Source organism: Bradyrhizobium manausense, from assembly GCF_018131105.1.
GTDB classification, from domain to species: Bacteria; Pseudomonadota; Alphaproteobacteria; order Rhizobiales; family Xanthobacteraceae; genus Bradyrhizobium; species Bradyrhizobium manausense_B.
In genome coordinates this window covers 3,164,724-3,184,736 of sequence record NZ_JAFCJI010000001.1, presented here as the reverse complement: position 1 = coordinate 3,184,736, position 20,013 = coordinate 3,164,724, and the positions used below count along the sequence as shown (strand labels likewise).

At 64.7% G+C, this 20,013-nt stretch carries 12 protein-coding genes; 5 read left to right on the top strand and 7 right to left on the bottom strand.

Annotation, left to right across the window (positions count from 1 at the left end; genetic code table 11):
- Window positions 1-146: 146 nt before the first annotated feature.
- Window positions 147-1,892, top strand: a complete 1,746-nt coding sequence (locus JQ631_RS15220) for an outer membrane beta-barrel protein (RefSeq protein ID WP_212327319.1) — start codon at window positions 147-149, stop codon at window positions 1,890-1,892.
- A gap of 171 nt (window positions 1,893-2,063) precedes the next feature.
- Here JQ631_RS15220 and JQ631_RS15215 read toward each other — a convergent pair whose 3' ends face one another.
- Window positions 2,064-3,515: a glutamate synthase subunit beta gene (locus tag JQ631_RS15215; RefSeq protein ID WP_212327317.1), complete on the bottom strand. Its 1,452-nt coding sequence runs from the start codon at window positions 3,513-3,515 to the stop codon at window positions 2,064-2,066.
- Between the two features lie 150 nt (window positions 3,516-3,665).
- Complete coding sequence (gene gltB, locus JQ631_RS15210; RefSeq protein ID WP_212327315.1) at window positions 3,666-8,399, bottom strand: glutamate synthase large subunit; 4,734 nt, start codon at window positions 8,397-8,399, stop codon at window positions 3,666-3,668.
- A 492-nt stretch (window positions 8,400-8,891) separates the two neighbouring features.
- Between gltB and JQ631_RS15205 the strand changes: the two genes are divergently transcribed.
- Window positions 8,892-9,632 (top strand): hypothetical protein, encoded by a 741-nt coding sequence (locus tag JQ631_RS15205; protein WP_212327313.1) that lies wholly within the window; start codon window positions 8,892-8,894, stop codon window positions 9,630-9,632.
- A 62-nt stretch (window positions 9,633-9,694) separates the two neighbouring features.
- Here JQ631_RS15205 and JQ631_RS15200 read toward each other — a convergent pair whose 3' ends face one another.
- Together JQ631_RS15200 and JQ631_RS15195 are read right to left on the bottom strand one after the other, a co-directional pair.
- Window positions 9,695-10,465, bottom strand: a complete 771-nt coding sequence (locus JQ631_RS15200) for an alpha/beta fold hydrolase (RefSeq protein WP_212327311.1) — start codon at window positions 10,463-10,465, stop codon at window positions 9,695-9,697.
- Between the two features lie 244 nt (window positions 10,466-10,709).
- Window positions 10,710-11,180: an Hsp20 family protein gene (locus tag JQ631_RS15195; RefSeq protein ID WP_212327309.1), complete on the bottom strand. Its 471-nt coding sequence runs from the start codon at window positions 11,178-11,180 to the stop codon at window positions 10,710-10,712.
- A gap of 221 nt (window positions 11,181-11,401) precedes the next feature.
- Here JQ631_RS15195 and JQ631_RS15190 point away from each other — a divergent pair, with 221 nt between their 5' ends.
- Window positions 11,402-12,349, top strand: coding sequence for an alpha/beta fold hydrolase (locus tag JQ631_RS15190; protein WP_212327308.1), 948 nt, complete (start codon window positions 11,402-11,404; stop codon window positions 12,347-12,349).
- 114 nt (window positions 12,350-12,463) lie between these two features.
- Here JQ631_RS15190 and JQ631_RS15185 read toward each other — a convergent pair whose 3' ends face one another.
- Together JQ631_RS15185 and JQ631_RS15180 are read right to left on the bottom strand one after the other, a co-directional pair.
- Window positions 12,464-15,268: a di-heme-cytochrome C peroxidase gene (locus JQ631_RS15185; protein ID WP_212327307.1), complete on the bottom strand. Its 2,805-nt coding sequence runs from the start codon at window positions 15,266-15,268 to the stop codon at window positions 12,464-12,466.
- A 197-nt stretch (window positions 15,269-15,465) separates the two neighbouring features.
- The gene (locus JQ631_RS15180) at window positions 15,466-17,262 is read right to left on the bottom strand and encodes an adenylate/guanylate cyclase domain-containing protein (RefSeq protein ID WP_212327306.1); all 1,797 of its coding nucleotides are present in this window, start codon (window positions 17,260-17,262) and stop codon (window positions 15,466-15,468) included.
- A 213-nt stretch (window positions 17,263-17,475) separates the two neighbouring features.
- Here JQ631_RS15180 and JQ631_RS15175 point away from each other — a divergent pair, with 213 nt between their 5' ends.
- Entirely contained in the window at window positions 17,476-18,108 is a 633-nt protein-coding gene (locus JQ631_RS15175; RefSeq protein WP_212327305.1) for a LysE family translocator, read from the top strand.
- A 27-nt stretch (window positions 18,109-18,135) separates the two neighbouring features.
- Here the strand turns inward: JQ631_RS15175 and JQ631_RS15170 are convergent, their stop codons facing one another.
- Window positions 18,136-18,888 carry a sulfite exporter TauE/SafE family protein gene (locus tag JQ631_RS15170; protein WP_212327304.1) on the bottom strand — a complete coding sequence of 251 codons (753 nt, stop codon included), beginning with the start codon at window positions 18,886-18,888 and terminating at the stop codon, window positions 18,136-18,138.
- A gap of 149 nt (window positions 18,889-19,037) precedes the next feature.
- Between JQ631_RS15170 and JQ631_RS15165 the strand changes: the two genes are divergently transcribed.
- Entirely contained in the window at window positions 19,038-19,928 is an 891-nt protein-coding gene (locus JQ631_RS15165) for a LysR substrate-binding domain-containing protein (protein WP_212327303.1), read from the top strand.
- Window positions 19,929-20,013: the final 85 nt, after the last annotated feature.

Below are 20,013 nucleotides of genomic sequence, written 5' to 3'. Positions count from 1 at the left end.
AGCACGCCCCGGGTCGAGAGGCGACGCGGGCGCCAATGCCCTCAACCGGTCATTAACCATAATTGTTTTAACTCCATTAACGATGGTTCCCGCGGGTCCGCGGAAGTTGTCGATGAAGTATCTGATTTTGTTGGAGTTATTCCATCGTGGGGTTGCCTCCAGGCAGGGGCCGGAGCAAATGCGCGTACGCTTTCCGCGCTGTCTTGCCATGCCTGCTGCTGACCGCGCTCGAAAGCGCGCCCGCGGCCGCCCAGAGCCTCACGCCAGACCTGTTCAATCCCACGCGGGGCGGCTTTGCCGCGCCTGACACGCTGCCGACGCGCCGCACGGCCGGCGTGCGGCAAGCTCCCTCGGATGCGATCCCGCAGGCGCCGGATCCCAATGACGATCCGCGCAAGAAGAGCGATGCGCCCGCAACGACGCGCGTCGGCCAGATGCCAACCTACGGCCTGCCCGCGGCCAACGGCGCGAGCAGTTCCGGTTACGACTCGCTCAATCGCAAGCGCCAGCAGCCTAAGCTCTATCCGGGGCAGCCGAAGCCGAAGCGCGCCGCGGGCCCCGGCTCCCCGGTGCCATCGGCAACACCAGCGCTGTCCCCTCTCGGCGCACCGCGCATCGCGCCGCCGCCGTCGGAGACCGCGCACAAGACGCCGGTGCCTCCGGCGATGGCGGGCAACGTGCCCGGTCAGCCGCTGCGCCGCCGCCTCAAGGCCGATGACGATGCGTTCGGCGCGGTCGGCGATTACGCCGGCAGCTTTCTGATCAAGGGTGGGCTCGAGCTCTCCACCGGTTACGACAGCAACCCCGCACGTCTGCAGAAGCCGGTCGGCTCACCAGTCTATGTCGTCGCGCCCGATCTGCTCGTGATGTCGGACTGGGAGCGCCACGCGCTGGTCGCGGACTTGCGCGGCTCGTTCTCGGGCTACACCAACAACATGCCGGCGACGATCGACGGCCTTGCCTCGCCGTCGCCGGTTGAGATCAACCGGCCTGATTTCACCGGCCATGTCGACGGCCGGTTCGACGTCGATCGCGATCTCAAGCTGACCTCGCAGTTGCGCCTGCGGCTCGCCACCGACAATCCCGGCAGCCCGAACGTGCAGGCCGGCCTGCAGAAATACCCTGTCTACGCCACCTATGGCGGCACCTTCGGTGTCGACCAGACGTTCAACCGCTTCCAGGTCGCGGCCGGCGCGACGGTCGATCGCACCGCCTACACGGATTCAAAGCTCACCGACGGCTCGATCTTCAGCAACGACGACCGCGACTTCAACCAGTATGGCGGCGTCGGGCGCTTCTCCTACGAACTCAAGCCGGGCCTGAAGCCGTTCGTCGAGATCCAGGGTGACAACCGCGTCCACGACCAGGCTGCCGACCGCAACGGCTATCTGCGCGATTCAAACGGCGGCTATGCCAAGGTCGGCTCGTCCTTCGAGTTCTCGCGCATCCTCACCGGCGAGGTCTCGGTCGGCTATTCCGCGCGCAACTATGTCGACCCGCGGCTGAGCCAGCTCGCCGGCTTCCTCACCTCGGGCTCGCTGATCTGGAATGCGAGCGGGCTGACGACGGTGAAATTCAACACCGACACGCAGATCGCGGAAACCACGATCCCCGGCTCCTCCGGCGTGCTGGTCCACACCTACGCCGCCGAAGTCGACCACGACTTCCGCCGCTGGCTCACCGCGATCGGCAAGTTCACCTACGGCACCTACGACTATCAGGGCCAGAATCGCAACGACAAGACCTACTCGCTCGAAGGCAATCTGATCTACAAGCTCAACCGCAATGTCTGGATCAAGGGCACGCTGCGCCACGACATCCTGGATTCGAACCAGCCGGGCTCGAGCTCGCAGGGGACGGTGGCAATGGTCGGCGTGAGATTGCAGAACTAGCGTGCGGCAGTTGGGCTCGGCGCTGCCAAGCCCTCAGGTGTCGTCCTGGCGAAAGCCAGGACCCATTACCCCAGGGAGTAGTTTGGCGAAGACTGACAGTCCGGTGCTACGACCGGCTGGCATCGATAGATTCCGCGGTATGGGTCCTGGCTTTCGCCAGGACGACAGTTGTTACCGCGGCAGATCCGTCTTCCCCATCAGGAACGTATCGATCGACCGCGCGCACAGCCGGCCTTCGCGGATGGCCCAGACCACCAGCGACTGGCCGCGGCGCATGTCGCCGGCGGAGAACACGTTCGGGCGCGAGGTCTGGTAGTCGAGCGTGTTGGCCTTGACGTTGCCGCGCGGGTCGAGGTCGACTGCGAGTTGCTTCAAAAGGCCCTCGTGCACGGGGTGCACAAAACCCATCGCGAGCAGGACGAGCTCGGCGTCGAGCTCGAACTCGGTGCCTTCGATCGGCTTGAACTTGTCATCGACGCGCACGCAGTGCAGTTTCTTGACCTTGCCGTTCTCGGCGGAAAACTTCTGCGTCAGCACGGCGAATTCGCGGGCGGCGCCTTCGGCCTGGCTCGACGACGTGCGCATCTTCAGCGGCCAGTTCGGCCAGGTCAGGCCCTTGTTCTCGCGCTCGGGCGGGGCGGGCATGATCTCGAGCTGGGTCACCGAGAGCGCGCCCTGGCGCAGCGAGGTGCCGATGCAGTCGGAGCCGGTGTCGCCGCCGCCGATGACGACGACGTGCTTGCCGCCGGCCAGAATCTCGGTGACGCCGTTCAGCGGCTCGCTGGAGACGCGGCGGTTTTGCTGGGGCAGGAAGTCCATGGCGTAGTGGATGCCGTCGAACTCGCGACCGGGGATCGGCAGGTCGCGCGGGGCTTCCGCGCCGCCGGTCAGCGCGATCGCGTCGTACTGGTTGAGCATCTCGCGCGGATCGACATTGCCGTCGACGCCGACATGGCTGTTGTAGTGGAAGGTGACGCCTTCGCCTTCCATCTGCTTGACGCGGCGGTCGATGACGCCCTTCTCCATCTTGAAGTCGGGGATGCCGTAGCGAAGCAGGCCGCCGGCCTTGGCGAACTTCTCGAACAGATGCACGTCGTGGCCGGCGCGCGCGAGTTGCTGCGCGCAGGCCATGCCGGCCGGACCGGAGCCGATCACCGCGACCTTCTTGCCGGTCTTCACGGCCGCCACTTCAGGCTTCAGCCAGCCATTGTCCCAGGCGCGGTCGACGATCGCGCATTCGATGGTCTTGATGGTGACAGGGTTGTCGTCGATGTTGAGCGTGCAGGACGCTTCGCACGGCGCAGGACAAATGCGACCGGTGAACTCCGGGAAGTTGTTGGTCGAGTGCAGATTGCGCGAGGCTTCTTCCCAATTGCCCTGATAGACGAGGTCGTTGAAATCGGGGATCTGGTTGTTGACCGGGCAGCCGGGCGTGCCCGGCGCGACCGAGCCGGTACCGTGGCAATAGGGAATGCCGCAATTCATGCAGCGCGCGGCCTGGTCGCGCGTTTCCTTCTCGGTCAAGGGAACGACGAACTCGTTGTAATGCTTCACGCGCTCGGCGACCGGGGTGTACTTGCGGTCATGCCGTTCGATTTCGAGAAAACCCGTGATCTTGCCCATTAAACCCGAAGTCCCTGCCGCTTAGTCGTTTGTTTCTTACCTGCCGTCATTGCGAGGAGCGTGAGCTCCGAAGCAATCCAGTCTGCATCAAGGAAGAAAGTCTGGATTGCTTCGCTGCGCTCGCGATGACGGGGTGTGATGCCTTGTGCCTCACGCCCCGATCGCGATTTTCGGCTCGGCGTCCGCGTTGGCGGCCATTTCGCGCAGCGCGCGCCGGTACTCGACCGGCATCACCTTGCGGAATTTGGGCAGCCATTCCTTCCAATTGGCAAGGATGTCGGCGGCGCGCTTGGAGCCGGTCGCCTTGGCATGACGCGTGATCAGAACGTGCAGGCGCTCGACGTCGGAGTCGAGCAGGTCCTTGAACACGTCGACCCGGCCATGCGCCTCGAGATCGCCGGCGTGATGGTAGGTGTTGGCGTTGATCATCTCTTCCGACAGCACCGGCTCGAGCTCGACCATGGCCATATTGCAGAGCTTGTTGAAGTCGCCCGTCTCGTCCAGCACATAGGCGATGCCGCCGGACATGCCGGCCGCGAAATTGCGACCGGTCTTGCCGAGCACGACCACGATGCCGCCGGTCATGTATTCGCAGCAATGATCGCCCGCGCCTTCGACGACGGCGACCGCGCCCGAGTTGCGCACGGCGAAGCGTTCGCCGGCGACGCCGCGGAAGTAGCACTCGCCCTGGATGGCGCCGTACATCACGGTGTTCCCGACGATGATGCTTTCTTCCGGCACGATGCCGCTGTTGGCCGGCGGCTTGACGATGATCTTGCCGCCCGAGAGGCCCTTGCCGACATAGTCATTGGCTTCACCCTCGAGCTCGAAGGTGACGCCGTTGGCGAGCCAGGCGCCGAAGGCCTGGCCGGCCGTGCCCTTGAGGCTGACATGGATGGTGTCCTGCGGCAGACCGGCATGACCGTAGATCTTGGCGACCGCGCCCGACAGCATCGCGCCCGCAGAGCGGTTGGTACTGTTGATCCTGGCCTCGATCTTCACCGGCGCGCCGCGGTCGAGTGAAGGCTGCGCCTTCTCGATCAGCGTGCGGTCGAGCACCGCCTCCAGATGATGGTTCTGGCGCTCGGAGTGATAGATCTTCTGGCCCTTCTCTTCCTTCTGCTTGACGAACAGTTTTGAGAAATCGAGGCCCTTGGCCTTCCAGTGCGCGACCAGCTTGGTCTGGTCGAGCAGCTGAACCTGGCCGACCATCTCGTTGAAGGTGCGGAAGCCGAGCGAAGCCATGATCTCGCGGACTTCCTCCGCGACGAAGAAGAAGTAATTGATCACGTGCTCGGGCTGGCCGGTGAAGCGCTTGCGCAGGACGGGGTCCTGCGTGGCGACGCCGACCGGGCAGGTGTTGAGATGGCACTTGCGCATCATGATGCAGCCGGCCGCGATCAACGGCGCGGTGGCGAAGCCGAACTCGTCGGCACCGAGAAGCGCGCCGATCACGACGTCACGGCCGGTGCGGAAGCCGCCGTCGACCTGGACCACGATGCGGCTGCGCAGCCGCTCGCGCACCAGCGTCTGGTGGGTTTCGGCAAGGCCGATCTCCCACGGCGAGCCGGCGTGCTTGATCGAGGTCAGCGGCGAAGCGCCGGTGCCGCCTTCGAAACCCGCGATGGTGACATGGTCGGCGCGCGCCTTGGCAACGCCCGCGGCCACCGTGCCGACGCCGATTTCGGAGACGAGCTTGACCGAAACGTCGCCCGTCGGGTTGACGTTCTTGAGGTCGTAAATGAGCTGCGCCAGATCCTCGATCGAGTAGATGTCGTGGTGCGGCGGTGGCGAGATCAGGCCGACGCCCGGCGTCGAATGCCGGACCTTGGCGATGGTCGCGTCGACCTTGTGGCCGGGCAGCTGGCCGCCTTCGCCGGGCTTGGCACCCTGCGCCATCTTGATCTGCATCATGTCGGAGTTGACGAGATACTCCGTGGTGACGCCGAAGCGGCCCGAGGCGACCTGCTTGATCGCCGAACGCATGGAATCGCCGTTCGGCATCGGCTTGAAGCGGTCGGCTTCCTCGCCGCCTTCGCCGGTGTTCGACTTGCCGCCGATCCGGTTCATGGCGATCGCGAGCGTGGTGTGTGCCTCGCGCGAGATCGAGCCGAAGCTCATCGCGCCCGTGGCGAAACGCCTGACGATGTCCTTGGCCGGCTCGACCTGCTCGAGCGGGATGGGCTTGCGCTTCTCTTCCTCCGCATTCTTGATCCGGAACAGGCCGCGCAGCGTCAGCAGGCGCTCCGACTGCTCGTTGAGGATCTTGGCGAAGGCGCGATAGCGCTCCAGCGAATTGCCGCGGGCCGCGTGTTGAAGCAGGCCGACCGATTCAGCGGTCCATGCATGGTCCTCGCCGCGGCTGCGATAGGCATATTCGCCGCCGACATCGAGCGCGGTCTTGTAAACCAGCGCATCGCCGAACGCGTCGGCATGACGGCGCACGGCTTCTTCCGCGATCTCGGCAAGACCCACGCCTTCGACGCGGGTGTGCGTGCCGGCGAAGAATTTTGCGACGAAATCAGCCTTGAGGCCGACCGCGTCGAAGATCTGCGCGCCGCAATAGGACTGGTAGGTCGAGATGCCCATCTTGGACATCACCTTGAGCAGACCTTTGCCGATCGACTTGATGTAGCGCTTGACGATCTCGTAATCGTCGAGCGAGCCGGGCAGGCGATCCTTCATCGCGACGATGGATTCGAACGCGAGATAGGGGTTGATCGCCTCGGCGCCGTAGCCCGCGAGGCAGGCGAAGTGATGCACTTCGCGCGGCTCTCCGGATTCGACGACGAGACCGACCGAGGTACGCAGGCCGGTGCGGATCAGATGGTGATGCACGGAGGCGCAGGCCAACAGCGACGGGATTGCAACCCGGTCGCTGCCGACCATGCGGTCGGACAGGATGATGATGTTGACGCCCTCGCGCACGGCGCTCTCGGCACGCGCGCAGAGCTCGTCGAGCACCTGGTCCATGCCGGCCGCGCCGAGACCGGCGTGGAAGGTGGTGTCCAGCGTGCGCGACCTGAAATGGGAATCGGCCACGTCCGAGATCGAGCGGATCTTTTCCAGATCCGCGTCGGTCAGGATCGGCTGGCGCGCTTCCAGACGCTTGGTGGTGGCAAGACCCTGCAGGTCGAACAGGTTCGGCCGCGGTCCGATGATGGAGACAAGACTCATCACCAGCTCCTCGCGGATCGGGTCGATCGGCGGGTTGGTGACCTGCGCAAAGTTCTGCTTGAAGTAGGTGAACAGCGGCTTGGCCTTGTCCGACAGTGCCGAGATCGGCGTGTCGTTGCCCATCGAGCCCGCGGCTTCCTCACCGGTGGCCGCCATCGGCGTCATCAGGATCGCGATGTCTTCCTGGCTGTAGCCGAACGCCTGCTGGCGATCGAGCAGCGACAGGTTCGAGCGCACGCCCGTGGTCGGCACCTTCGGCAGATCTTCCAGTACGATCTGGGTCCGCTCCAGCCACTCCTTGTAGGGATGGCTCTTGGCGAGCTCGGCCTTGATCTCGTCGTCAGGGATCAGGCGGCCCTGTTCGAGGTCGACCAGCAGCATCTTGCCAGGCTGCAGGCGCCACTTGGTGATGATCTGGTCCTCTGGGATCGTCAGCACGCCCATTTCGGACGCCATGACGATGCGGTCGTCCTTGGTTACGAGGTAGCGCGCCGGCCGCAGGCCGTTGCGGTCGAGCGTGGCGCCGATCTGCCGGCCGTCGGTGAAGGCGATCGCGGCGGGGCCGTCCCACGGCTCCATCAGCGCGGCGTGATATTCGTAGAAGGCGCGGCGCTTCTCATCCATCAAGGGATTTCCGGCCCACGCCTCCGGGATCATCATCATGACGGCGTGCGGCAGCGAGTAGCCGCCCTGCACCAGGAATTCGAGCGCGTTGTCGAAGCAGGCGGTATCCGACTGGCCTTCATAAGAGATCGGCCAGAGCCGGCTGATGTCCTTGCCGTAGAGCTCGGAGCTCACCGAGGCCTGACGTGCGGCCATCCAGTTGGTGTTGCCGCGCAGCGTGTTGATCTCGCCGTTATGCGCGATCATGCGATAGGGATGCGCCAGCGACCACGCCGGGAAGGTGTTGGTCGAGAAGCGCTGGTGAACGAGCGCGAGCGCGCTCTCGAAATCCTTCTCGTGCAGGTCGGGATAGTACTTGCCGAGCTGGTCGGCGAGGAACATGCCCTTGTAGATCACGGTGCGGCACGACATCGAGCAGGGGTAATAGCCCGCGAGCCCGCGGTCGCGGCGCTGGTAGATCGCCTGCGAGATCGACTTGCGCAGGATGTAGAGGTGGCGTTCGAACTCGTCCTCGGTCTTGGCGGTGCCGTTGCGGCCAATGAACACCTGCATGCAGGCGGGCTCGGTCGGCTTCACGGTGACGCCGAGCGAGGAATTGTCGGTCGGTACGTCGCGCCAGCCGAGCAGGGTCAGGCCTTCCGCCTTGATCTGATCGGCGATGATGCTCTTGATGACGTTGCGCCAGGCGGTGTCGCGCGGCATGAACAGTGCGCCGATGGCATATTCGCCGGGCGCCGGCAGCTCAAACTTGTTCTCCTTCGCCTTGCGGCTGAAGAAGGCGTGCGGGATCTGCACCAGGATGCCGGCGCCGTCACCGGCGCGCGGGTCGGCGCCAACGGCGCCGCGGTGCTCGAGATTGCAGAGGATGTTGAGCGCGTCCGCGACGATCTCGTGGGACTTCTTGCCCTTAATGTTGGCGATGAAGCCGACGCCGCAGGAGTCCTTCTCCAGGCTCGGATCGTAGAGGCCGACGGCCGGCGGGCGCGAATTGTGTTCCTGAATCGGGTCGGTCGTTTTCGAGGCGACCGTCGCCGACAGCTCTTCTGCCACGATGTTTCCGCGCTCGAATTGCGACCCGTTCATTGTTCCAATCCTCTCCATGCGGCAAGCTGCCCCACCGCCGTCTTCGGCACACTTTGGGCGTTCCGCGGCACCCGCCTCTGGGTCACCGCTCGTCCGCTGCGAGCCGCATTTTCTTAAATTCAGGCCAAGGCGTTCTTCGTCCCCGAGAACGGCTTTGCCTGTTGCCTTCTTGGCGCTCGAAAGCACCGACTTTCGTTGCAATCCGTATGCCGGAGCCGCAACCAAAATTAAGACAGTCTTCCTGTCCTAACCACCACCTTGCCAAATTTTTGTCTATCACACAAGCGCGCGGAAGTCCCGATTCCCGATATGTCAATCAATCGCTTTCCGAAAGTTGCGCGGCCCCGGTTTTGAAGCAAACGCGCCCTGATCCGGCCCAAGCACCGCCGAAATCCCGAATGAAGCTTCGGATCAGCCCTTCGAAAGGCGCGCCAAGCCGCAAGAAGCGAAAGAGCGCGACCATCCGGGGGGCCTGACAGGAGCGTGTCGACCATGAAGTTTTTCACAGGATGTGTGGCTGCGGCCACGCTGGTGCTGGCTGCAACCGCTGCTCAGGCACAAGTTCCGGCGAGCGGTACTTCGGGCGGGGCCTACCTTGCCGTGTCCGATTTCGATGGGCCCTACGCGGCGCAGGACGCTCCGCCGCCACCGCCGCGCTATGGTTACGGCTATGGCTATGAGGAACGCAGCCCGGCGCCGGCGCTGTTGCCGGCCACCGAGGTCTACGCGGTGCTGCGCGACAACGGCTTCTCGCCGCTCGGCATCCCGCGCCTGCGTGGCGCGGTTTACACCATCGCGGTGATCGATCGCCGCGGCGACGACGGCCGGCTCGTGATCGACGCCCGCGACGGCCGGATCATCCGCTTCATGCCGGCCGCGGACGCCTACGGCATGGCGCCTGCCTATGAAGAGCCCACGGTTGCACCGTACCGGCCGCAAAGCGCGCTGCCGCCGCCGACCATGGTCCGTAGTGGCCCGCCGCGCCCGCCGGCGCCGATCCCGCATGTCGCATCTCGCACGGTTCCGCTGCCGAAAGCGGCTCCGCCTCGCGCCGAAACGCCGGTGGCGGCCGCCAAGCCCGTCGCGCAGACGCCACAGCAACCTGCGCAGCAGACCGCTGCCGCCGCACAGGCCAAGCCCGCCGAGGCCGCGGCTCCAACCATCGGACAGGCCAAGCCTGCCGTAACAATCCTGCCAACGCAGGAGATGCCCGCAGCGCAGGGACTGGATTAGGTCCTGGGCAAAAACAAAAGCGCCCGAGGATCTCGGGCGCTTTTGCGTCATTGCGACGAAGCTCAGCTGCGCGGAGACCCCGCCGCTTCCAGGATCAAATTCGCGACGTCCTTCGGATGTGACACCAGCGAGAGGTGGCCGGCGTCGAGCTCGATGGTGGTCGCATTCATGCGCTTGGCGAGAAAGCGTTCGAAATCGGGATTGATGGTGTAGTCGTTCTTCGACACTGCGTACCAGCTCGGCTTGGAGCGCCATGCCGCTTCCGTGGTGCGGCCGGCGAAGATCGAGGCGGCCGTCGGCCATTGCACGGCGTAGAGCTCCCTCGCCTGCTCCGGCTTCACGCCATTGGCAAAATACTTCAGGAAGGAATCTTCCGAGAGCTTTGTGTAGCCGTCGCGCTCGACGACGCCGGCGCGAACGGGTCCGGCCGGAAACTGCTTCGAGAGCGCAACGAAATCCTCATTCGCATCGGGCGCGCGTGCGGCGATGTAGACGAGACCGGTAACCTTCGGATCGGTGCCGACCTGGCTGATCACGGTGCCGCCCCAGGAATGCGCGACCAGCACTGTCGGTCCGTCCTGCTCGGCGAGCGCGCGCCTGGTCGCATCGACGGAGTCGGCAAGAGACGACAGCGGATTCTGCACGGCGGTCACGTGAATACCGGCGGCCTGGAGGATCGGGATCACTTCGGCCCAGCTCGAGCCGTCGGCCCAGGCGCCGTGCACCAGGACGACGTTCTTCGCCTTCACCGTCTGCGGCGTCTGCGCGTGAGCGAGGCTGATGGGCGCCGCCAGCAGGCTCGCGGCGACGAAAAGGCTGCGCCAAAGTGACATGATCGTTCTCCGTCTCGTTTTGTGTTCGATAGCCAAAGGACGATGCGCGGGGGAGCGGCGTTACGCTTGGTCACTCATCCGTGACGAGCATCCTGCCCAGGCGCCACGAGACGCACAGGCTTACGCAGGGCCGGGCTCAACGTAGGATGAGAGATCGAGCCTGTATTTCCAGTTCAACCGAACACGCAAAAAAAACGCCCCGGGGCACCGGGGCGTTTTCTCAAACCTGGAAGTGGTAGGTGACTTAAGCGGCGGCTTGCGCGGCCGAGTTCTCGATCACTTGCGCCTTCGCTGCGCCGGCGTTGATCGCGATCTGGCGCGGTTTCTTGGCCTCGGGAATCTCGCGGACGAGATCGACGTGAAGCAGGCCGTTCTCGAGCGAGGCGTCCTTCACCTGCACGAAGTCGGCGAGCTGGAAGGCGCGCTCGAAGGCACGCGCGGCGATGCCGCGATAAAGCACTTCGGCTTTCGAGTTCTCGTTGGCGACTTTCTCGCCCTTGATCGTCAGCGTGTTTTCCTTCGCGACGATGGAGAGCTCATCCTTGGCGAAGCCCGAGACCGCAACGGTGATGCGGTAGGCGTTCTCGCCGGTGCGCTCGATGTTATAGGGGGGATATCCGGGGCTGCCGTCAGAGCCTGCCTGGTCGAGCAGATTGAAGAGGCGGTCGAAGCCGACGGTGGAACGGTAGAAGGGGGTGAGATCGTAGCTACGCATGGTCTAGTCCTCCATTGAGCGACTGTTTCGGTAACCCGCCCGCCAATCGGGCCGGGCTTTAGTCTGTGTGCAGCCTGATGTTCCGGTTCCGAAACACTGGTAGCGGCCTGCACTGAGGTGATATGGGTGAGTCAAGACGGCGTTCAAGAGGGCGGCATCATCGCCTTTTCGGCGCTCCCGCCCCTTGATTCACAGCAATTGGCGCCTACGCACTTCCGATCATGACGCTGGTCTCGATTCCGTCCAACCCCGTTCCCGAAGATGTCGTCAGCGGCACCATCAAGACGCCTGACGGGGTCGAGCTGCGCTTTGCGCGCTGGGCGCCGCCGGCGAACCGCAAGGGCACGGTATGCGTCTTCAGCGGGCGCAGCGAGCAGATCGAGAAATATTTCGAGACCGTGCGCGATTTGCGCGACCGCGGCTTTGCGGTGGCGATGGTCGACTGGCGCGGACAGGGCCATTCGGCGCACCGCCTGCGCGATCTGCGCAAGGGCTATGTCCGTAACTTCGCCGACTACGAGATCGACGTCGAAGCCTTCGTGCAGCAGGTGGTGCTGCCAGATTGTCCGCCGCCGTACTTTGCGTTGGCTCATTCCATGGGCGGTGCGGTGCTGTTGCGCCTCGCCCATGCGGGCAAGCGCTGGTTCGACCGCATGGTGCTGTCGGCGCCGATGATCGATCTGCCCGGCCGCGCCACCTCGTTTCCGGTGCGGGTGCTGTTGAAGACGATGCGGATGATGGGGCGGGGTGGTGGCTACGTTCCCGGCGGCAGCGATCGCCTCACCGGGCTGTCGCCGTTCATCAACAATCCCCTGACCAGCGATCCCGTGCGCTATGCGCGCAATGCCGCGATCCTGGAGGAAGACCCGACACTCGGCCTGGCGTCACCGACGGTCGCCTGGGCCGATACGGCATTTCGGGCGATGCACACATTCAAGGGCATGCACTACCCCTCCGAGATCCGGCAGCCGATCCTGATGCTGGCGGCGTCCAACGATACCGTGGTCTCGACCGCGGCGATCGAAGAGTTCGCCTATCACTTGCGCGCCGGCTCGCATCTGGTGATCGCCGGCTCCAAGCACGAGATTCTCCAGGAGCAGGACCGCTACCGCTCCCAGTTCTGGGCGGCATTCGATGCGTTCGTGCCGGGAACGCCGCTGTTCAAGTAAAGGCGCGCGCTCCGCTCTCCGTCATGCGAGGAGCTCTTGCGACCAAGCAATCCAGGCTGTCTCCGCGGCCGAGGTCTGGATTGCTTCGCTGTGCCCGCAATGACGGTGCGCAACTCAGAGCGTTTTCAGATACTCGATCAGATCGTAGCGCTCCTGTTCCTTGAGCACGCGGCCGATGGTGCCGTCCTTGCCGGGACCTGGCGTGCCGTCGAACGAGTGGCCGGCATTGCTGTTGCCGAACAGCTCGGTGCCATCGGACGCCCGCGTCGAGAAGCGCGACTGTCCGGTCTTGCAGCTCTCGCCATCGGAGACCGCGAAGCCGACCTGCTTCGGATCGTAATCGCGATCGCCGCCCATGCAGAACGATTTGGGGCGGTCGGCAGCGGGGCTCAGCATCCAGTAGAGCGAGGGGACGGATCCGTTGTGCAGGTACGGCGCGGTGGCCCAGACCCCGTTGAGCGGGCGGGCGCGATACCATGGCCCGGGCTCGTTCTTCTCGGCCGGCTGCGGGCCGGGGTTGGGACAATTCTTGCGTCCTCCCCACCAGGCCTGCTGAATCTTCGGATCGATCTTGGCGTCGTCCATGGCCTTGCGGCTGACGATGTCGACGAGCACCATCAGGCCGAGCGAGTACGGCATATCGGTCGAAGAAATGTCCGGCAGATTGCAGCTCCACCAGGCATTGAGATTCTGCGTGGGATCGAGCTTGAGGAAGCCCGGCACCTGAACCGTCCGCGTCGCCAGGATGCTGGCCTGAGCGGGGTCGGTCCCCATGCCTTTGGCGCTTTTCTGGACCTCGTTCAGGAATTTGTCGTTGCCGATGGCCTCCCACCGTGACGACGACCAGATGCTCTTGTCCGGAAACTCGGTGTCGAACACGGGATCGTTGACCGGACCGAGATGGCATTCGACGCAGATCTCCGCATAGAGCTTGCGGCCGCGTTTGACGCGGTCGCCATCGATCTTCCACGCGGCATCGCCGATGATGTCCGACGGCCATTTCGGCGACGTCAGTCCGGAGAGCTGCTTTTTCGGAAGGGGCGCCGATCCCTTCAGCAGGTCCTCGATCCAGTTCAGATTCTTGACGTCCATCGACGAGCGGAACAGCGTGTCCTTGGAGCTATTGTCGGACAGGTTGAGCAGCGCGGTCACGCCCAGCGCTTCGCCGGCGTTGCGGATCAGCGGTTGTTCGATCGACGCGTCGTACTGCGCGAATTTGAGCCAGGGCACGGTCCAGATCGGCGGGAAGCTGACCGGCGCGTCCTTGGCATGCAGGTTCTTCTCGAAGCCGCTGAGGCCGCTCAGCGTCATGTCCTGGGCGAAGACCTGGTTGCCGATGCGGTTGAGCGCATCGAGACGGCCATAGCCCTCCTCGGTGTCCTGCTGCCGCTCCTCCCGCTTCGTCTTCTCGTTGAACCTGGTCTTGCCCTCGATGGTTTTCGCGTAGGTCTTTTCCCAGTCGACCAGGAATGTGCCGATCGCACTCAGCTTCTGCTTCAGTGCATCGCGGTCCGCATCGCTTGCGGAGGCACCGAGCACACGGTCAGCGAAGCGTTTGAAGCGACCCGGTACGTAGAGCGTGTAGGCGATCGACAGGCCGGTGGTGACCTCGAGCTTCCTCAAATCGGTCATCGCGGGGCCGCCGTCGAAGCGGATGTCGATGCCCTTGTAGTGGATCTGGCCGGTGTGGCATGCCGCGCAAGTCAGGCCGATCCGGTCCTCACCGACCTTGCCGGTCGCGGGATCGGCCACGCCGGTCATGCGCGCAAAGCCGACGGGCAGGCCGTCGACGTTCTCAGCCTGGGCGCCCCATTTGACGGGCGGATCCCAAAGCCGCGCCGGCACCGGCTTCGTCTTGTCGTAGACATTGGCATAGCCGAACCGGCGCAGCGTGGCGTCGTCGGTGTTGATCGTCTGCGGGCTCGGGATGAAGCCGAAGCGCTGCAGATGATCACTGTCATGCAGCATTCCCGGCTTTGCGAAGAAGTGCAGCCGCGGCTGCTCCAGCGCCATGAACCAGCTATAGGGCACCGGGAAGGTCGCGGTGCCCTGGCTGGCGTGATGAAACCAGTGCCGGTCTTCCAGCGCCCAGTTTTGCTCGAGCCAGTACGCGGCCTTGGGTTCGACAAGCTTCGGCAGCGGCGGCGCCACGAGGTCGCCGAGGATGCCGGGCAGCATCGGCTGGAATTGATCCGGAAAGCGCAGCGCCACGATACCAAAGACGAGCAGCGCGGCGACGAGACCGCCGACGGCGCGTAGGATCAGCGAGGGCGGGGTGACCGGCTGGCTGACCATCCGCTGGGTGATCCTGTCAGGGAATTTGCGCTCGTTGAATAAAGTCCTCACCTCGGCCACGCTGAGATAGCGATCATCACCCTGACCCTTGCCCATGATCTTGAGCAAGACCGGCCATTCGAACTTCATCAGGATCGGATAATACCAGCGCGCTTGATTGCCGGCGCGCTTGAGGTTGTCGTTCATGAAGGTTTGGATCTGCGAGGCGTTGAGCCCGATCTCGGTGCCGCCATCCGGATCGGCATAGGTGTTGCCGAAACCGGCGAGCCGCGCGATCTCGTCCTCGTTGACCTTGCCGTCGACGCCGAGGATGCGCGAGCCGGCGCCGAGCTTGTCGAGCGGGCCGCCGCGCAAGCCATCGAGTTGCGCACCCCAGAAGATGCTTTGCAGGATGTGACAGGCGCCGTTGGCGATCAGAGCGACGCCGCGGACCTGGATACGGGCCGAGGTCTTCTTCAGTCCGGTCTCGCCGCTTGCATTCGCGATGGTCTGCGACAGCGTCCGGAGCGGGACGGTCCCGCCGTCGACGAAGCCTTCGCCGACGAGACCACGCAGGAAGGGGCAGGGATTGTTCGGCGAGACTGCGATTGAGGGATCGAACGGCGTCTTGCGGGAGTCATCCATAGGCAAATTCCTGAAGCAAACGAATCGCGAAAAGCGGCCGCGCCGATACAGCGCGGAAAGTCCTAACAAACAGACAGCGGACGCGGCGCAGCTATACTACTTCTGGGTGTGACGAAGTGTGGCGGAATTCACCTTCGTGTCAATAACGCCGCCGTGAGACTGCAGCGCACGCGCAAGGCTCGCCTGGGACGATGCCGTCAGGATTCGGCGGCGCGTCGGAGGTCGCTCTGGACCAGAGTGAGCTTGCTGGCCGGGACGCCGGCTTTCAGGAGCCCGTCACGGTAATGCGCGATATCCTCGGGCCGCTTCCAGTGAAAATTCCGCAAATGGCGGTCGATATTCAGGGTCGGATAATTGCTCATCAACACGCCCGCCGCCTCGGCCGCCTCGTCGGCCCGGCCCAATTGTGCCAGTGCCGCGGCGCGGATCGCGAGCGCCTGCATATGGTTGGGGTTGATGTAGAGCTGCTCGCGGGCCCACGACAGCGTCGCGTCATATTGGCGGACGAGATAATGGCTGAAGGCGTTGAGCGCCGCCCATTGATAGCGGGGGTCACTGTTGTCGCGCTGGGCGGCCATCGAGAACAGTTCGATCGCCTGCTTGTGCTCGCCGGTGACGAAATGGCAGATGCCGAGCACGCCGCGTGCACCCATGTCGTAGGGGTTGAGGGCAACCGCGCGCTTGGCGGCATCCATCGCCGCCTCGTCATGGCCTTCCATCGCGTGCGCCCAGGACAGGATCGAGAACGCGAAGGACGAGCGCGGGTCGAGCCGGACGCTGGTTTCGGCAAGCTGCATCGCTTCGGCCCACATCTCGCGCGTGCCCTTGACCCAGCCGAACTGGATGCTCTGGATCTGGATCGTGGCGAGATAGGCGTGCGCGATCGACAATTTGGGATCGAGCGCGATCGCCTCCCGGAACAGCTCAACGGCGGTGCCCAGATCTTCCTTGGTCTGCCGGTAATAATGCGACAGGCCTTTCAGGAAGCGGTCCCAGGCCGTGATGTCGTTGGTCGGGCGCGCCGGCGCGGAGGCCTCGGCGCGGACGATCTCGGTGGCGATGGCCGCGGACAGATTGGTCGTGATCTCGTCCTGCATCGCGAACAGGTCGCCGATGTCGCGGTCGTAGCGGCCGGTCCAGAGCTGCTCGCCCGTCTCGGGCGCGATCAGTTCGGCGGTCACGCGGAGCTTGGCGCCGGCGCGCCGCACCGAGCCCTGGATCAGATAGGTGGCGTCGATCTCGCGCGCGATCACGCGGGTGCTGACAGTCTTGCCCTTGAAGGCGAAGGTCGAGTTGCGGCTCAGCACACGGTAGAACGATTGCAGCGATAGCGCGTGGATCAGATCCTCGGTCAGGCCGTCGGAGAAATATTCGTCCTGGGCATCGCTGAGATTGGCGAAGGGCAGCACGCCGACGATGGCGGTGCGGTACGGCTGCGACAGCGCCGATGCTTCCTTCAGCTCGGGCGCGAGCGCGGTCGCGCCGTCGGGCGTCCAGGTCCAGACCCCGATCGGATCCCTGATGTTCTTGAAGCGGTGGTTGCCGCCATCGATCAAAGCCACGGTGAGATGCTTGATCGCTTCGCGGTAGGCCTTGGCCGATATCGCGAAGCCGCCGGGGCTCGCCACCGATTCCAGGCGGACAGCGATGTTGACGTCGTCACCGAACACCTCGTCCTCGTCGGCGATGACGTCGCCCATGTGGATACCGAGCCGGAACTGCATGGCGCGGTCGGCGGGCAGATGGTGGTTGCGCTCCACCATCAGCAGCTGCATCGCGACCGCGGCCTCGGTGGCGCCGACGATCGAGGCGAACTCCAGCAGGAAACCGTCGCCGGTGTTCTTCACCACCCGGCCGCCGTGATTGAGGATGATGGGATGGATCGCGCTGCGATGGGCCTTGAAGGCGGCATGGGTGCCGGCCTCGTCGCTGCCCATCATGCGCGAATAGCCGGCGACATCGGCGCAGACAATGGCGGCCAGACGTCTTTCCATCTTCCGGAGCTCCAAGGGATCGGGGACCGGCCACGGCGTGGCAGTCGCCTCGAATCCTGCATTTCAAGAACCCAGCCTTTATAGAGCAGATGAGGCGGAACGAAAGTATGATCCGCATTGCAAATTCGAGGTAAATCCTCCGCAATTCCGGTGGTGGACGGCGGCGGCCGGACCGACTAAGCCCAGCTCTCCAGGCCGACGGGGGCACCTCACATGCTGGGCATTCACGAAATCTGGCTCTTCGTCCTGTCGGGTGTGCTCCTCAACATCACGCCGGGCCCGGATTCGGTCTATGTCATCGGCCGCAGCATGCAGATGGGGTGGCGTGGCGGCGCCGCGGCGGCATTTGGCATCAGTTGCGGCTGCTTATTCCACGTCGCGGGCGCGGCAATCGGCCTTTCGGCCCTGCTGATGGCCTCCTCGACCGCATTCTCGATCCTGAAGCTGGTCGGCGCGGCCTATCTCGTCGTGACCGGACTTCAGATGCTGTGGTCGCGCCCGGTGCTGGCGTCGGTCATCGACGAGCCGATGCGGAGCTCGCTGCGGCGGGTCTTCCTGCAGGGGGTCTTCACCAACGCGCTCAATCCCAAGGTCGCGCTGTTCTTCCTGGCCTTCCTGCCTCAATTCGTCGCAGCCGATGCGCCGCACAAGCCGCTCGCCTTCCTGACGCTCGGCCTGATCTTCATCTTCACGGGAACGCTGTGGTGCCTGGTGCTGGCGGTGTGCGCGGCGAAAGCCGCCCATCGGCTGCGCACCTCCGAGGGCGTGATCGCCTGGATCAACCGTGCCTTGGGCGGCTTCTTCATCTATCTCGGCATCCGCGTCGCCATGCTGGAGACCCGATAGCTCGCCCCAACGGACGAGTGCCTTGCGTCAGGCGAATTCCTTCAACAGCGCGCTGCCGGCGAGATAGAGGCCCAGCAAGATCATCGCGATCAGGAACCAGCGGCGGAACGCTTCCGCCGGCATCCGCTGCCGCACCGACTGGCCGAGGTACATGCCGGCAAAGGCCATCGCCATGGCCACGGCGCCCGGCACGGCGTTGGCCGACGTCAGCAAACCGCCGGCGGTGAGGTTGAACGCGAGTGCCAGCGTCGCCGTCGTGAAGAACACGCCGAGCGCCTGCACCAGCTCGTCCTTTTCCATCCCGATCGCCTGCATGAACGGCATCGAGGGGATCACCTGTACGCCTGTCGAGGCCGAGATCACGCCGGTGATCACGCCGACCACGCCGCCGACCCATTTCTCGTTCTGCGGCGCGACGTGGAATTTGAACTTGCTCAGCCCGATGATGGCGTAGATCACCAGCAGCACGCCGAGCACCACGGTGCCATAGCGGGCATGCGGACCCGTCAACGCACCGGCATTGAGCCAGCAGCCGATCACGGTGCCGATCATCAGCGGCCACAGCCGCCGCAGGATGTCGCGCAGATACGGACCGGAGAAGGTCTGCCAGATGTTGGTCACGATGGCGGGCACGATCACGATCGCGATCGCCCGGCTGGGCGCCATGTTCACCGCGAGCAGGCCCATCGACACGGTCGGCAGGCCGAGCCCGACGACGCCCTTGACGAAGCCGGCGACCACGAAGACGGCGGCGATCAGAATGAGAAACGGATCAATCATACGGCCACATTGACCGAAGCCGCGCCCGGGCACAATCTGGAGGTTACGGAGATAGCCTTCGCTGGCTACGAAGGCTGGAGCATGATCCGGAAAAGCGCGCGGCGGTTTTCCGGATCATGCTCAAGGAATACGTTTGGAGGAGACCTGCCATGCGCTTCGACCTCGTCGATCTCCAGCTCTTCATCGCGGTCGCCGACCAGCGCAGCATCACCCGCGGCGCCGAGCGCTCGCATCTGGCACTGGCCTCAGCCAGCGCGCGCATCAAGGGGCTCGAGGATGCGCTCGGCGTCGCCCTGCTCAAGCGCGGTCGGCGCGGCGTTGAGCTGACCGCGGCAGGCGAGAGCCTGCTCGATCATGCGAGGCTCGTGATCCACCAGATTGACGCCATGCGCGGCGATCTCGCCGGCTTTGCCAGTGGCGTTCGCTCCAGCGTGCACTTCCTCGCCAACACCTCGGGCCTGTCGGAGCATCTGCCGAAGGCGCTGGCCGGCTTCCTGCGCGAGCATCGCGATGTCGCCATCGATATCGAGGAGCGCGAGAGCACCGACATCGCGGCCGCGATCACCGCCGGCGCCGCCGATCTCGGTTTTGCCGCCGAGCACGCGCTGCCTGACCATATCGAGCGCTTCGTGTTCAGTGAGGACCGCCTGACACTGGTGACGTCGAAGCGCGGCTCGTTCGCCGGCCGCCGCCAGATCGACTTTCAGGAGGCGAACGCCTGCGAGTTCGTCGGCCTGACCAGCGCCACCGCGCTTCAGATGCATATTTCGAAGCACGCCGCGCGGCTCGGCATGCGCCCGCATTTCCGCGCGCGCCTGCGCGACTTCGATGCGATCTGCCAGATGGTCGCCGCCGATGTCGGCGTCGCGCTGGTCCCGGAATCCGCCGCCCGCCGCTGTGCCAAGCTGATGCCGCTTGCGATCGTCCGCCTGCGTGATGCCTGGGCCAACCGCAGACTTGTGATCTGCGCGCGCAGCTTCAAGGCCCTGCCGCGGCCCGCGAAGATGCTGGTGGACCATTTGAGGGCGGCGGCGGTGTGAGGTGGTTCGGCAAGCTCGTCATGCCCGGGCTTGTCCCGGGCATCCACGTTCTTCGTGCCGCTTGGAATGACGTGGATGGCCGGGA